This is a genomic window from Micromonospora sp. RL09-050-HVF-A, from assembly GCF_019374995.1.
In the GTDB taxonomy this organism is placed as follows: Bacteria; Actinomycetota; Actinomycetes; order Mycobacteriales; family Micromonosporaceae; genus Micromonospora; species Micromonospora antibiotica.
The window spans coordinates 3,522,564-3,537,375 of record NZ_JAGKQP010000002.1 but is presented as its reverse complement, the minus strand read 5'-3'; the positions used below and the strand labels follow the sequence as shown (position 1 = coordinate 3,537,375).

Here is a 14,812-nt window from a genome sequence, read left to right as displayed (position 1 = left end):
TGCCAGAAGGTCGGCAGCACCGGCACCGGCAGCCCCGGCAGCACCGGCACCGGCAGCCCCGGCAGCACCGGCACCGGCAGCACAGGCAGCACCGGAACCGGCGACCCCGGCAGCACAGGCCCCGGCAGCACCGGCGGCCTGCGGTCGGCGGCACCGGCGGTGCCACCCGTCCGGGTGACGGCGGCGTCACCGGTCGGGGAAGAGGTCGTTGAGCCGGGTGGACGTGGTGCCAGTCGCGTCCAGGGAGCACGTCGGTCACCGCACGGCACCAGTGCCGATCGACAAGCCTCCCGGGCTGTCGAGCACAGCCAGCCGTCCCTTCCCCGCGGGGGCCCGTCCCGGGCCCCCGCGTCCTGCTGTGCGGGGTCGGCCGGCGGGCAGGGGAGCGGGGTCAGCCGGCGCGCAGGAGCTCGGCGGCGCGCTCGGGGGCGATGTCGTTGATGAAGACCCCCATGCCCGACTCGGAGCCGGCCAGGTACTTCAGTTTGTCCTTCGCCCGGCGGATGGTGAACAGCTGGAGGTGCAGGTGGCCCAGCTCCCGGTCGATCCGCACCGGCGCCTGGTGCCAGGCCGCGATGTACGGCATGGGCAGGTCGAACAGCCCGTCGAAGCGGCGGAGCACGTCCAGGTAGAGCGGGCCGAACGCGTCCCGTTCGGCGTCGTCGAGCGCCGGGATGTCCGGCACCGGCCGGTGCGGCGCGACGTGCACCTCGAACGGCCAGCGGGCCGCCGCCGGCACGTACGCCGTCCAGTGGTCGTTGGCCGCGACCACCCGGTCCCCGGCGGCGCGCTCGGTGGCGAGCACGTCGGCGTAGAGGTTGCCGCCGCCGGTGCGCTCCGCGTGCCGGCGGGCCGCCGCGAGCAGCGACCGGGTACGCGGTGTGACGAACGGGTACGCGTAGATCTGGCCGTGCGGGTGGTGCAGGGTGACGCCGATCTCCACCCCCCGGTTCTCGAAGCAGAACACCTGCTCCACCCCGGGCAGTGCGCCGACCGCCGTGGTCCGGTCGGCCAGCGCGTCCAGCACCAGCCGGACCCGGGCGGGGGAGAGGCTGGCGAAGGACGCCCGGTGGTCGTCGGTGAAGCAGACCACCTCGCAGCGTCCCTGGCCGGGGCGGACCGGGGTGAACCCGGTGATCTCGGCCGGCTCGTCGGCGATCCGTTGGCTCAGCGAGGGGAACCGGTTCTCGAAGACCGCCACGTCGTAGTCGGGGGCGGGGATCTCGCTGTGCCGGTCGCCCCGGGACGGGCACAGCGGGCACTGGTCGGCCGGGGGGAGGAAGGTCCGGGTCTGCCGGTGCACCGCCACCGCCACCCACTCGTCGGTGAGCGGGTCGTACCGTAGCTGGGAGGCCGGCGGAGGTGGGGGCAGCTCCCGCTGGTCCGGCTGGTCCCGGACGGCGTCGTCCCGCTCGTCGAAGTAGATCAGCTCGCGGCCGTCGGCCAGCTCGATCGCCGTACGCTTCACCGCGTCGTCTCCTGCCCGGTCGCCCGGCCCGTGCCTGTCACGATCACCAGCTCGCCCACCTTCTCGTCGATCACCCGGCGCGCTTCGGGGGCCAACCGGTCGTCGCTGACCAGCACGTCGGCGGCGCCCAGGCCGACGATGGAGGAGATGCCCACGGTGCCCCACTTGGTGTGGTCGGCGAGGACGACCAGCCGGTCGGCGGCCTCCACCAGGGCCCGGTCGGTCTCCGCCTCCATCAGGTTGGGGGTGGTGAAACCCGCCCGCTCGGTGATCCCGTGTACGCCGAGGAAGAGCAGGTCCAGGTGCAGCGACCGGATGGCCTCCACGGCCAGCGGGCCGACCAGCGCGTCGGACGGGGTGCGTACCCCGCCGGTCAGCACCACGGTCTGGTCGGGGCGGCCGGCGGTGTGCAGGATCTCGGCCACCGGCAGCGAGTTGGTCACCACGGTCAGCCCGGCGACGTCGACCAGGCGGCGGGCCAGCTCGGCGGTGGTGGTGCCGGCGGAGAGGGCGATCGCCGCACCGGGCCGGACCAGTTCGGCCGCGTGGCCGGCGATGGCGGCCTTCTCGGCGGACTGCCGGACGGACTTGGCGTGGAAGCCCGGTTCGTCGGTCGAGCCGGGGCCGGTGGTGGTGGCCCCGCCGTGCACCTTGGCCAGCAGCCCCTGGTCGTGCAGCGTGTCCAGGTCCCGCCGGATGGTCATGTCGGAGACACCGAACTCGGCAGCCAGCTCGGTGACCCGTACGCCACCGGCGGTCCGGACCCGGTCGAGGATCGTCGCCTGTCGCTGCCGTGCCAGCATCCGCCGTACCTCCCCGCACACCTGCACGCGCTCGAACGTGTTCAAACAAGATTGAACACTAGCGCGCAGCAGGCAGCGGCGGAAGTGGAACCCCCGAGGTCAGGCGGACGGCAGGCGCGGCTCCACCCAGCCGGTCTCGGTGAGGTGGTTCATCACCGCCTGCACCGCCTCCTCGATGCTCTGGCCGGTGGTGTCGACCACCAGATCGGCATCGGTCGGCGTCTCGTACGGGTCGTCGATGCCGGTCATCCCGGTGAGCAGGCCGGCCCGGGCGCGGGCGTACAGCCCCTTGCGGTCGCGCTGCTCACAGACCTCCAACGGGGTGGCCACGTGCACCAGCAGGAACCCCGCCCCGGCGGATCGGGCCATCTCCCGCACGGCGGCCCGGGCCTGGGCGTACGGGGCGATCGGGCAGCAGATGCCCACCCCCCGGTGCCTGGCGATCTCGGCCGCCACCCAGCCGATCCGCCGGACGTTGGCGTCCCGGTCGGCCCGGCTGAAGGTCAACCCGGCCGACAACTCCCGGCGCACCACGTCGCCGTCGAGCAGGGTGATCGTGCGCTCGCCCTGCTCCCGGAGCAGGTCGGCGAGCCCCCGGGCGATGGTCGACTTGCCGGAACCGGAGAGCCCGGTCAGGAAGACCACCAGCCCCCGGTGCCGGCGCGGCGGGCGGGCCCGGGCGAGCTCCTTGGCCACTGCCGGCGGGGTGTGCCACTCGGGCAGCGGGAACCCCCGGTCGAGCAGGTCGTCGATCTCCGCCTCGCTCAGCGCCAGCTTGCGGTTACGCGGCGGGATGTCGTCCCGCCAGCGCCACTGGCCGTCCCGGCTGTCGTAGGCCAGCTCGCGGGGGACCAGCACCCGCAGCCCCGCCCCGGAGAGCATGGCGCCGGTGGAGAGGAGGTGGGTCACCCCGTACGCGGCGGAGATCCTCGCCCGCAACAGGGCGTCGCTGATCTCGTCGGCGCGGCGGGGCAGCGGCACCGCGACCAGGGTCGCCGGGGGCATCCGGTCCCGGGCGGCGAAAACGCTGCGGACCAGGGCCTCGGTGGGCAACCCACCCGCGCCGTCCTCGCCGACCGGGATCATCACCAGCAGGTGCGCGCCGAGGGTACGGGCCGCGTGCGCGATCTGCGCCAGCTGCGGCCGGTGCAGCGGCCGGTCGGCGATCACCCCGAGCACCCGTCCCGGGGGCAGCAGCGGTCGGATCTCCTCCGGACCCCGGCGCAGCCGCTGGAACGGGCCGTGCCCGCCGTCGCCGAGCCGGCGGACCGGGCCGCCCAGCCCGGCCACACCCTCGCGGACCGGCCAGACGTCGGTCACCTCAAGGGCCGCCACCGGGGCACCCTCGCCGTCGGTGAGCACCAGCGTCCGTCGGCCCGGGTCGGCCTGGTCCAGCCCGTCGGCGACGGCGGTGGGCACCTGGAGGGTCACCGGGACCGGCCAGGAGGTGCCGTCGGCCAGCCGACCGCGACGCTGTAGCGAGGCCAGGTCGGCGCGGGTCATGAAGCCGGCCAGCGGGGTGTACGCCCCGCTCAGCAGCAACTCCAGATCGGCCAGCTCACCGGGGCGCGGCGCGTACGCGGGGGCATCCCGCAGCACGTCCTCGGGCAGCACTGAACCGTTGCTCATCCGTACCCCTCACTCGCTGGCCGGATCACAGTTTCTCAGTCGGCCGGCGATCGGTCGAGAGCGCCACTCCACTGCCGACCCGGAAGTGGATCAACGGGGGAGGGTGTCGACCGGTCGATGAGCGAGGTCAACCCACCGGAACCAGGGGTGCGGCACCGAACGAGACGGCGAATCTCTGACACCAGATCGCGACACTCGTCAGCCCGGCGGGGTCGGTGCCGGACGGGATGGCGTACGCCTGGTCGCCCTTGTTGCCCTTGAGTCGGCCCAGCTCAACCCGGCGGCCGTCGTCGAACACGCCCCAGCCGGCCCGGCCGGTGCGGACCGGCTGGTCGGTCAGCCAGACCTTCAGGTCGGGGCCGTTGGAGGTGTCCAACCCGACCAGTTCCAGCCGGTGCCCCCCGTCTGCGGTACGGACGATCCGGGCGGTGCCCGAGGTGTCGTGTTCATGACTGACGAACTCTCCCCGGCTGACCACCACCGGCCGGGTGCTGGTGGGGCTGCCGGCGGGGGTGCCGGTGGTCGGCGTGGTGCCGGCGGGGGTGGTCCCGGTGGGCGTGCCGCCGGGGGCGTCGGTCGGGGTGGTGCCGGCCGGGGCGGCGTCCACCTCGGAGAGTTGCTCGTCGACCTGGCTGTCGGTCACCACCTTCCAGGGTTGGAACCAGTACAGGCCGAAGGCGACGCCGACACCGAGGACGGCGACGGCGACCCAGGTCAGCGGGGTACGAAACAGTCGACGGGACATGCCGCCCAGTCTTGCCGGACCGCGGCGGCCGGGCACCGGCCGGCGGCGTTACGAAAGCCTTACCGTCGTCGGATATCCACGATCCATAGCTCGTTCATAGGTCGTTCACATCGACTTTCCGGTCCGGTCACCTTAGCTGCCGGCGACCCCTTCGCGACCAGAGAGCGCCCACCGCATGCGACTACGATTCCCCCGCCGGACCCCCGGATCCGATCCGTCCACCATCGCCGAACCCTCCGCCCGAGGGCACCGCGAGTCGTCGCCCCCTGCCGGTGACACCGACCACGCCGGCCACGCCCTCCGGGCGCCGAGCAAGCTGCACGCGTTCAACCGGTACGAGATCAAGTACCTGGTCGAGACGACGAAGGTACCGGCGTTGCGGGCCGCACTCGCCGCCCGGATGACGCCCGACGCGCACGGCGGTGACGGTGGCTACGGCGTCTGGAGCGTCTACTACGACACCACCGACCTGCGTTTCTACTGGGAGAAGATCGAGGGGCTGAAGTTCCGTCGCAAGCTGCGGGTACGCCACTACGGCGACCGGTCCGGCGTGACCGACGACGGGACCGTGCACGTCGAGATCAAGCAGCGGGTCAACCGGGTCACCCAGAAGCGCCGGATCGCCGTGCCCTACCGGGTGGCCCGCCAACTCTGCGACGAGCGCGTCATGATCGAACACGATCCCTCCCAGCGCGGTTTCGTCGAGGAGGTGCTGGGACTCGTCTCCGGCCTCGACCTGCGTCCGGTGGCGATGACCGGCTACCAGCGTGAGGCGTTCGTCGGCCAAGCAGCCGACCTGGGCCTGCGGGTCACCCTCGACCACCGGGTGCGCGGCCGGGACCGCGACTTCCACCTCGGCGCGGACGCCGAGAACCGCCTGATCATTCCGGCCTCGAAGTCGATCGTCGAGGTCAAGGCGAACGAACGGGTCCCGTACTGGCTCACCGACCTGGCCGGCCGGGCCGAGCTGTCGGTGGTGCGGGTCTCCAAGTACTGCCAGAGCGTCGAGGCGTTCGGCCGCGTGCCGCGCTCGATCTTCCACGTCCAGGATGCCGATCCCGCCGCCGACCTGGTGGCCCCCACCCCGAGAAGCGAGGCCTGAACCCCGATGGACATCACGTTCCAGGACCTGTCCGGCACCTTCAGCACGGGCGACATCGCCCTCACGCTGTCGTTGTCCTTCCTGCTCAGCGCCATGATCGGCTGGGTCTACCGGTCCACCCACCGCAACGTGTCGTACAGCCAGTCGTACGTCCAGACGCTGATCATCCTGGGCATGCTGATCTCGCTGATCATGCTGGTGGTGGGCTCCAACATCGCTCGGGCCTTCGCCCTGGTCGGCGCGCTGTCAGTGGTGCGGTTCCGCAACGCCATCAAGGAGACCCGCGACGTCGGCTTCATCTTCCTGGTGATGGGCGTCGGGATGGCCTGCGGCACCCGGTTCTACAGCCTGGCCGTCGTCGCCGCCGTGGCGATCAGCCTGATCATCGTGGTGATGTACCGGTTCAACTGGTTCGCGCTCAACGTGCAGCGGCAGGTCGTCAAGGTCCAGGTCCCGGCCGGCGGCAACCACACCGCTGACATCCAGGACGTGCTGGTCCGGCACACCACCGAATTCGAACTGGTCAGCATGGAGACGATCCGGGCCGGTGCGCTCACCGAGATGACGTACACGGTCCGGTTGAAGAAGGGCGGCGAGCCGGGTGACCTGATCAGCGCGCTCAGCGAGCGGACCTCGGGCCAGCGGGTGACCGTGCTGACCGGCTACGACCAGACGGACCTGTGATGGCGCAGTCCCTGCGTACCCGGTCGGTGCTGCCGCCCCGGCTGCGTCGCCGACTGCCGGTCCGGGTGCGGCAGAACTGGAAGCTGCTCACCACCTGCGCGGCCTTCCTCGCCGTACTGACCCTGGTGCTGGGGACGGAACGGATCCGCCCCTACGTGACAAGTGCCGGGGGCTCCGGGGGCGACGTGGTGAGCGTGGACATCCCCGGCACCGTCGACCTCTTCGACGCCGGTCGCGCGCACGAGATCTCGCTGACGTTCCGCAACGCCGACTACGAGCGGATGCTCGACGCCTACTGGAAGGAGGGCGAGAAGGGGTACGTCGAGGCCGACCTGACCGTCGACGGGACCACGATCCCCAGCGTGGGCATCCGACTCAAGGGCAACTCGACGCTCGGCCAGCTCAGTTGGAAGGGCGAGACGCGGCCCTCCGGGGGCCGGGGTGAGAACGGCGGTGGGCCGCGACCGGGCGGCGGGTTCCCGGGCGGGCCACCCGACGGCGGGCCGCCGCAGGGCGCAGGATTCCCCGACGGCGGGCTGCCGGACGGGGCTGCTCCCGGCACTCAGCAGCCCGGAACAGGCGAGCAGGCCGGCGGCGGTCAGCAGGCCGGTGGTGGTCAGTTCCCCGGTGGGATGACCCGGGCGGCGTTGAAGGCCGAGGAGCCGGAGACGTTGCCGTGGCTGCTCAGCTTCGACGAGTTCGTCGACGGCCGGCGCTACCAGGGGCACCGGGAGGTGGCCGTCCGGGTGGGCGGTATGGGCGGCGGCTCGACGGTGCTCAACGAGGCCCTGTCGTTGTCGCTGCTCGACGCCACGGGTGAGCCCGCGCAGCGGTACGCGTACTCCTCGTTCACCGTCAACGACCGGCCCACCACCGCCCGGCTGCTGGTCGAGCACCCGGACGAGCACTTCGCCGATCAGATGGACGGCACAGGGGTGCTCTACAAGTCGCTGGCCAGCGGCAGCTTCACCGACCAGGGCGACGATCCGACCGAGTACGCCGACGACTTCAAGCAGATCACCATGAAGGGCAGTCAGGACCTGCAACCGGTGATCAACCTGATCCGGTGGGTGAACTCGGCCAGCGACGAGGAGTTCGACGCGCACCTCGCCGACAGGGTGGACGTGGCGTCCTTCGCCCGGTACGTCGCGTTGCAGAACCTGCTGCTCAACTTCGACGACATGGCCGGCCCGGGGAAGAACTACTACCTCTGGTACGACCTGGGGACGAAGAAGTTCAGCGTGATCAGCTGGGACCACAACCTGACCTTCAGCGGCAACGCCAGCCAGGGCCCGCACGACAGCGGCGGGTTCGGCCCGGGCCGGGGCTTCCCCGGCGCGGCCGGTGCCAACGGTGCGGTCACGGACCAGGCAGCACCGGGCGGGCCGGGCCAGCAGCCGGGGCAACAGGCCGGTCAGCAGCCGGGTCAGCAGGCCGGAGCGCCACCCGGGCAGCCAGCCGGGCCGGGTGCCCGGGGTGCGGACAACGAGGGTGGTGGCCCGCGCGGCGGGATGATGATGGGCCACAAGCTCAAGGAGCGCTTCCTCGCCAGCGACGCCTTCAAGGCGACCTACGAGGACGCCTACCGGGAGCTGTACCAACAGGTCTTCGGCAGCGGGAAGGCGGCGGAGTCACTCACCGCGATCAGCACGGTGCTGAAGAAGGTCGATGGGGCGGACGCCGCCGCCGTCGACTCCGACGTGGCCCAGCTACGCACCCTCATCGGCCAGCGGACCGAGAGCCTGGGCAAGCACGAGGTGATCACCCGGAGCTGAAGCCGACGGGACGCGGGCCGGCACCAGGCCCGCGTCCCGTCACCGACCTCAGGGAAGTCCCCGGGCGATTCCGGATACCCGCCAGGGTGCCGCCTCCCTAGGCTGGCGGCGTGACACTGATCGCGACCGAGTCGCTGACCAAGACGTACGGGGGCCGGGTCACCGCGTTGACCGACCTCACCGTCGCGGTCGAGCCGGGGATCATCGGGCTGGTCGGCGCCAACGGCGCCGGCAAGTCGACCCTGATAAAGATCCTGCTGGGCCTGCTCCCGCCGACCAGCGGACGGGTCTCCGTGCTCGACCTCGACCCCACCACCGACCCGGCGGCGGTCCGCGCCCGGGTCGGCTACATGCCGGAGCACGAGGCGCTCCCACCCGACCTGTCCGCCGCCGAACTCGTCACCCACCTCGGGCGGATGAGCGGCCTGCCCCGGACGGTGGCCCGCGAGCGCGCCTCCGAGACGCTGCGGCACGTCGGCCTCTACGAGGAGCGGTACCGGCCGGTCGGCGGCTACTCCACCGGGATGAAGCAGCGGGTCAAGCTCGCCCAGGCCCTGGTGCACGACCCGGACCTGCTGCTGCTCGACGAGCCCACCAACGGCCTCGACCCGGCCGGCCGGGACGCCATGCTCGCCCTGGTCCACCGGATCGGCACCGAATTCGGCATCTCCGTGCTGGTCTGCTCGCACCTGCTCGGCGAGGTGGAGCGGATCTGCGACACCCTGATCGCCATCGACGGTGGCCGGCTCCTGCGCGCCGACCGGATCGACGCGATGACCTCGGCCACCGACCTGCTCGCCGTCGAGGTCAGCGAGGGCACCGACCAGCTGGCCGGCCGGCTCGCCGCGCTCGACCTGCCGGTGACCCGCGACGGCCGGATGCTGCTCGTCCCGCTGGTCGACGAGCGTACCTACGACCTGATCCTCGGCGTGGTCGCCGAGCTGGACCTGCCGCTGCACCGGCTGGACCAGCGCCGGCACCGGGTGGCCGAACTCTTCGCCCCGAGGGAGCCCAGCAATGCCTGAGCCGACCGGCGTCATCCACGACATCGGCTACCAGCGGTACACCGGCCCGAGGCTGGGCCGCCGGCACGTCTTCGGCGCGCTCTACGGGCACGGCCTGCGGACGGTCTTCGGGTTGGGCCGCAGCGCCAAGGCGAAGATCTTCCCCTGGCTGGTCGTCGGCATCGTGACCGTGGTGGCCGCGGGCCTTACCGCCGTCCGCAGCCAGCTCGGCGAGGTGGTGATGACGTACGCCCAGTTCGCCGACGCGATGAGCTGGCTGGTCATCTTCTTCGTCGCGGTGGCCGCCCCCGAGCTGGTCTCCCGGGACCTGCGCAGCGGCGTGCTCCCGCTCTACTTCTCCCGGCCGCTGCCGCGCGACGACTACGCGCTGGCCAAGCTGCTCTCCCTGGTCAGCGCGATCTGGCTGCTGCTGGGCGGGCCGCAGCTGGTGATGTTCCTGGGGGCGGCGTTCACCACCCCCGACGGCCTGCGCGGGACCTGGAACGAGCTGCTGGACCTGCTGCCCGGGTTGCTCTACGCCGGGCTGTGGGCGGTGGTCTTCGCCTCGATCGGTCTGCTGGTCGCCTCGCTCACCGGCAAGCGGGCCTTCGCCGCCGGTGGGATCGTGGCGGTCTTCCTGATGACCACCCCGGTCGTCGGCGTGCTGTCGATCCTGCCGTCCCGCGCGGTCAACGAGCTGGCCCTCCTGGCCTCGCCGTCGACCCTGGTGCAGGGGGTCGGCTCGTGGGCGATGCAGGACCTGCTCTACCCGGGCGCCGGCGCCGGCCCACCGATCGGCAGCTTCGGCCCGGTCTACGCGGTCGTCGCCGTGCTGCTGGTCACCGCCTGCACCGCCCTGCTGCTGCTGCGATACCGGAAGGTGGCCGCCCGATGACCACACTCGACACCGACGCCCGACCGGCGGTCACCACCAGCACCCTGGATCTCGTCGGGGTCTCCCGCTGGTACGGCAACGTGGTGGCGGTCAACGACGTCACCATGCGGCTGGGCCCCGGGGTGACCGGCCTGCTCGGCCCCAACGGCGCAGGCAAGACCACCCTGCTGCACATGATGGCCGGCTTCCTCGCCCCGTCCCGGGGCACGCTCACCCTCGACGGCGAGTCGACCTGGCGCAATCCCGGTGTCTACCGGCAGCTCGGGCTGGTCAGCGAGCGGGAGGCGGTGCACTCCTTCCTCACCGCCAAGGAGTTCGTGCTGGCCAGTGCGAAGCTGCACCGGCTGCCCGACCCGCAGGCCGCGGCCCGCCGGGCGATCGAGCTGGTCGAGATGACCGACGCTCAGGACCGCCGGATCGGCACGTACTCCAAGGGGATGCGGCAACGTACCCGGGTGGCCGCCGCGCTGGTGCACGACCCGCAGGTGCTGCTGCTCGACGAGCCGTTCAACGGGATGGACCCGCGCCAGCGGCTGCACATGATGGGTCTGCTGCACTCCCTCGGCGACGCCGGGCGGACCATCCTGTTCAGCTCGCACATCCTGGAGGAGGTCGAGCAGGTCTCCGGCACGGTGCAGGTGATGGTCGCCGGGCGGCTGGCCGCCTCCGGCGACTTCCGGACCATCCGCCGGCTGATGACCAACCGACCGCACGTCTTCGCGGTCCGCTCCACCGACGACCGGGCGCTGGCCGTGGCGCTGATGGCCGACCCGTCGGTCACCGGCGTCGAGCTGGACAAGACCGGCCTGACCGTACGGGCCGGCGACTACGGCGCGTTCACCCGGGCGCTGCCCAAGATCGCGCTCGCCCGGCAGATCCGGGTCCGGCAGTTGACCCCCGAGGACGAGTCCCTGGAGAGCGTCTTCTCCTACCTGGTGGAGGCCTGATGTCAACCGTTTCCTGGATCACCGCGCGTGGGCTCTTCGGCCGTCGCCGGTTCCTCATGCTGCTGCCGCTGCCGGCGGTGCTGGTGCTGCTCGCCGTGCTCTGCCGGTCGCTCGGGGTCGACCCGGGCGAGTGGGCGTCGCCGGTGCTGGTCGGCCTCGGTCTGGCCGTGGTGCTGCCGGTGGTGGCGCTCATCGTCGGCACCGGCGTGCTGGGCGCGGAGATCGACGACGGCACGGTGGTGCACATCCTGACCAAGCCGCTGCCGCGCTGGCAGATCGTGCTGCCGAAACTCGCCGTGGCCGCCGGGGTCAGCGCGGTCACCGTCGCCGTGCCGCTCTACGTCGCGGGCGTGCTCGCCGACTCGGTACGCCTCGGCCTGGCCCTCGCCGCCGCTTCGGCGCTGGGTGCGCTGGCCTACTCGGCGCTGTTCCTGGCGCTCAGCCTGGTCACCCGGCGGCCGGTGCTGCTCGGCCTAGTGTACGTGCTGATCTGGGAGGGGCTGCTGGGCAACTTCGTCAGCGGCACCAGGGTGCTGTCGATCCAGCAGTGGGTGATCGCCCTGGCCGACCGGATGGCCCCCACGGCACTGCTGTCGACGACCGTCTCGGTGCCGGTGGCGGTCGTGTTGATCGCCCTGGTGAGCGTCGGCTTCACCGTCCTGGCGATCGACCGGCTCCGCTCCTTCAGCGTCGCCGGCGAAACCAGCTGATCCCGGCACCCCGCCCGGCCCGGCAGCCTTGTCCCGGGCCGGGCGGTGGTGCGACTGGGCTGGGCGGGCCGGATGGGGCAGCATGATCGACACAGGTGCGCCGATATAGCGGCATCCGCCCCACGCTGACACCGCTATATCGGCGATATTGCGAACCTCCGCGCGGGGTCGCCGACCCCGCGCGGCCATGCCGACCCCGTGCGGCCATGCCGGTCAGAAGGCGCTGGCGATAACCAGCTCGGGGGCGCGGTCGGGGAGCAGGTCGAGGGTGGTGATCCGGCCGGCGGCGCGGACGTCGTCGGCGATCAGGGTGAGCTGGTCGAGCAGGGCCGCCGGGCCCAACGCCTCGGCCAGCGGGATCTCCGCCCGCATCGACAGCTTGCGGTCGGACTTGGCCCGGCGGATCTGGGCCAGGGCGTCCCCGGCCAGCCGGAGCAGGGCCGGGTCACCGGTGCCGGTGATGGCCCGGTCCACCTCGTACGTGGTGGGCCAGGTCGACCGGTGCACCGAGCCGTACCGCCACCACGACCAGACCTCCTCGGTCACGTACGGCAGCACCGGGGCGAAGAGCCGTAGCTGCACCGACAGGGCGGTGGCGAGTGCCGCCCGGGCCGAGTCGGCACCCGGCCCGGTGCCGTAGGCGCGTTCCTTCACCAACTCGATGTAGTCGTCGCAGAACCGCCAGAAGAACGCCTCGGTGGCCTGTAGGGCGGTCGTGTGGTCGTACCCGTCGAAGGCGGTCGTCGCGGTGGTGACCACGGCGGACAGTTCGGCGAGCATGGCGGTGTCCAGCGGGGTGGTCGCCGGGGCGCGCAGGGCGTCGCCGGCACCGAGGCCGAGCGCGAACTTCGACGCGTTGAGCAGTTTGGTGGCCAGTCGCCGCCCCACCTTGATCTGCGCCGGGTCGAAGGCCAGGTCCATGCCGGGGCGGCCGTTGGCCGCCCAGTAGCGGACCGCGTCCGACCCGTGCTGCTCCAGCAGCGCCATCGGGGTGACGACGTTCCCCTTGGACTTGGACATCTTCTTGCGGTCCGGGTCGAGGATCCAGCCGGACAACACCGCGTCCCGCCAGGGCAGCACCCCGTGTTCCAGGTGGGCGCGGGCCACGGTGGCGAAGAGCCAGGTCCGGATGATCTCCTGCCCCTGCGGGCGCAGGTCCATCGGGAAGATCCGGTCGAACAACTCCGGGTCGGTCTCCCAGCCGCCGACGATCTGCGGGGTCAACGACGAGGTGGCCCAGGTGTCCAACACGTCCGGGTCGCCGACGAAACCGCCCGGCACGCCGCGCTGCGATTCGTCGTAGCCGGGCGGCGGTTCGCTGGACGGGTCGATCGGCAACGACGCTTCGTCCGGTGTGAGAGGGTTGGCGTGGTCCGGCTCGCCAACGGCGTCGAGCCGGTACCACACCGGCACCGGCACCCCGAAGAAGCGCTGCCGGCTGACCAGCCAGTCACCGGTCAGCCCACCCACCCAGTGCGCGTAGCGGTGCCCCATGTGCTCCGGCACCCAGCGCAGCTCGTCACCCCGGGCCAGCAGCTCCGCCCGCAGCCCGGCGTCCCGGCCGCCGTTGCGCAGATACCACTGCCGCGTCGAGACGATCTCCAACGGCCGGTCGCCGCGCTCGTAGAACTTCACCGGATGGGTGATCTCGCGCGGCTCGCCGACCAGGTCACCGGCCTCGCGCAGCAGCTCCACCAGGGCCCGGCGGGCGGCGTTGACCGGCTGCCCGGCCAACGCCGCGTAGGGGGCCGCCGGCACGTCGGCCGGTGGCTCGGCCAGCAGCCGACCGTCCCGGCCGATCACCACCCGGGTTTCCAGGTCGAGGTCCCGCCACCAGGTCACGTCGGTCAGGTCACCGAACGTGCACACCATCGCGACGCCGGTGCCCTTCGCCGGGTCCGCCAGCGGGTGCGCGCGCACCGGCACCTCCACCCCGAACACGGGGGTACGCACCGTCGCGCCCACCAGGTCGGCGTACCGCTCGTCGTCGGGGTGGCAGACCAGCGCCACGCAGGCCGGCAGCAGCTCCGGCCGGGTGGTGTCGATCAGCACCTCCCGCCCGCCCGGCCCGGTGAACCGCAGCCGGTGGTACGCCCCCGGGCGCTCCCGGTCCTCCAGTTCCGCCTGCGCCACGGCGGTGCCGAACCCGACGTCCCACAGCGTCGGCGCCTCCGCCTGGTACGCCTCACCCCGGGCCAGGTTGCGCAGGAACATCCGCTGCGAGGTGGCCCGCGCCGCCCGCCCGATCGTGGTGTACGTCAGCGACCAGTCCACGGACAGCCCGAGCCGCCGCCAGAGCGCCTCGAAGACCTGCTCGTCGTCGGCGGTCAACCGTTCGCACAGCTCGACGAAGTTGCGTCGGGAGATCGGCGTCGGCTCCCGGCGTCGGGCCTCGGTGACCGGGGCGTCGGGCGGCTGCCACGCCGGGTCGTACGGCAGGGACGGGTCGCAGCGCACCCCGTAGACGTTCTGCACCCGGCGTTCGGTGGGCAGGCCGTTGTCGTCCCAGCCCATCGGGTAGAACACGTTGCGCCCGCGCATCCGCTGGAACCGGGCCACCGTGTCGGTGTGCGTGTACGAGAAGACGTGCCCCATGTGCAGTTCGCCGGATACGGTCGGCGGCGGGGTGTCGATGGAGTACACGTCGTCGCCGCGACCGTGCCGACGCGGGGTTCCCGCCGGCCCGCGACCCGCTACGGTCGCCTTCTCCCGGTCGAACGCGTACGTGCCCTCCTCCTGCCAGCGGTGCGCCCAGTGCTCCTCGATGCCGTCCAGGGTGGGACGTTCGGGCACACCGGCGCGGACCGTCCTCGCCGTATCAGTCATCGGTCGATCGTAGGCAGCCTGCGACCTCCCGCCCACCGGCTTTATCCGGCGTGCCGGCTTCCTCGCGCCGGGTGCCGGCACGTCATGGTTCGTGGCGGGCCGGGTGTGCGGTGCGACGTGGGGCGGGCCGGGCGCGGCGACCGACCCGACCCGTCGACCGACCCGACCCGCCGACCTACCGCTTCGGGGAGCCGGCCGGACCCGTCGACCTAACGGTTCGGGGA

At 72.2% G+C, this 14,812-nt stretch carries 12 protein-coding genes; 7 read left to right on the top strand and 5 right to left on the bottom strand.

The window, feature by feature from the left end; genetic code table 11:
• Nucleotides 1–391 precede the first annotated feature (391 nt).
• From galT to J7462_RS15255, 4 genes are all read right to left on the bottom strand, one after another.
• Entirely contained in the window at nucleotides 392–1,468 is a 1,077-nt protein-coding gene (galT, locus tag J7462_RS15270) for a galactose-1-phosphate uridylyltransferase (RefSeq protein WP_219464658.1), read from the bottom strand.
• Complete coding sequence (locus J7462_RS15265) at nucleotides 1,465–2,271, bottom strand: DeoR/GlpR family DNA-binding transcription regulator (RefSeq protein ID WP_208567999.1); 807 nt, start codon at nucleotides 2,269–2,271, stop codon at nucleotides 1,465–1,467. The genes galT and J7462_RS15265 overlap by 4 nt, the downstream gene beginning before the upstream one ends.
• 99 nt (nucleotides 2,272–2,370) lie before the next feature.
• Complete coding sequence (cysC, locus tag J7462_RS15260) at nucleotides 2,371–3,900, bottom strand: adenylyl-sulfate kinase (RefSeq protein ID WP_219464656.1); 1,530 nt, start codon at nucleotides 3,898–3,900, stop codon at nucleotides 2,371–2,373.
• A 127-nt stretch (nucleotides 3,901–4,027) separates the two neighbouring features.
• Nucleotides 4,028–4,645: a DM13 domain-containing protein gene (locus J7462_RS15255; RefSeq protein ID WP_219464655.1), complete on the bottom strand. Its 618-nt coding sequence runs from the start codon at nucleotides 4,643–4,645 to the stop codon at nucleotides 4,028–4,030.
• Nucleotides 4,646–4,820: 175 nt separating this feature from the next.
• Between J7462_RS15255 and J7462_RS15250 the strand changes: the two genes are divergently transcribed.
• The 7 genes from J7462_RS15250 (at nucleotide 4,821) to J7462_RS15220 (ending at nucleotide 11,762) form a co-directional block, all read left to right on the top strand.
• Complete coding sequence (locus J7462_RS15250) at nucleotides 4,821–5,747, top strand: polyphosphate polymerase domain-containing protein (protein ID WP_219464654.1); 927 nt, start codon at nucleotides 4,821–4,823, stop codon at nucleotides 5,745–5,747.
• A 6-nt stretch (nucleotides 5,748–5,753) separates the two neighbouring features.
• The gene (locus J7462_RS15245; RefSeq protein WP_219464653.1) at nucleotides 5,754–6,431 is read left to right on the top strand and encodes a DUF4956 domain-containing protein; all 678 of its coding nucleotides are present in this window, start codon (nucleotides 5,754–5,756) and stop codon (nucleotides 6,429–6,431) included.
• On the top strand, nucleotides 6,431–8,206 hold the full coding sequence (locus J7462_RS15240) for a CotH kinase family protein (RefSeq protein ID WP_219464652.1): 1,776 nt from the start codon (nucleotides 6,431–6,433) through the stop codon (nucleotides 8,204–8,206). The genes J7462_RS15245 and J7462_RS15240 overlap by 1 nt, the downstream gene beginning before the upstream one ends.
• 110 nt (nucleotides 8,207–8,316) lie before the next feature.
• Nucleotides 8,317–9,231, top strand: a complete 915-nt coding sequence (locus J7462_RS15235) for an ABC transporter ATP-binding protein (protein WP_208568002.1) — start codon at nucleotides 8,317–8,319, stop codon at nucleotides 9,229–9,231.
• On the top strand, nucleotides 9,224–10,105 hold the full coding sequence (locus tag J7462_RS15230; RefSeq protein WP_219464651.1) for an ABC transporter permease: 882 nt from the start codon (nucleotides 9,224–9,226) through the stop codon (nucleotides 10,103–10,105). The genes J7462_RS15235 and J7462_RS15230 overlap by 8 nt, the downstream gene beginning before the upstream one ends.
• Nucleotides 10,102–11,052 carry an ABC transporter ATP-binding protein gene (locus J7462_RS15225; protein WP_219464650.1) on the top strand — a complete coding sequence of 317 codons (951 nt, stop codon included), beginning with the start codon at nucleotides 10,102–10,104 and terminating at the stop codon, nucleotides 11,050–11,052. Before J7462_RS15230 ends, J7462_RS15225 begins: the two co-directional genes overlap by 4 nt.
• Nucleotides 11,052–11,762, top strand: a complete 711-nt coding sequence (locus J7462_RS15220; protein WP_208568005.1) for an ABC transporter permease — start codon at nucleotides 11,052–11,054, stop codon at nucleotides 11,760–11,762. Before J7462_RS15225 ends, J7462_RS15220 begins: the two co-directional genes overlap by 1 nt.
• A 213-nt stretch (nucleotides 11,763–11,975) precedes the next feature.
• Here J7462_RS15220 and valS read toward each other — a convergent pair whose 3' ends face one another.
• The gene (valS, locus tag J7462_RS15215) at nucleotides 11,976–14,588 is read right to left on the bottom strand and encodes a valine--tRNA ligase (RefSeq protein WP_219464649.1); all 2,613 of its coding nucleotides are present in this window, start codon (nucleotides 14,586–14,588) and stop codon (nucleotides 11,976–11,978) included.
• Nucleotides 14,589–14,812: the final 224 nt, after the last annotated feature.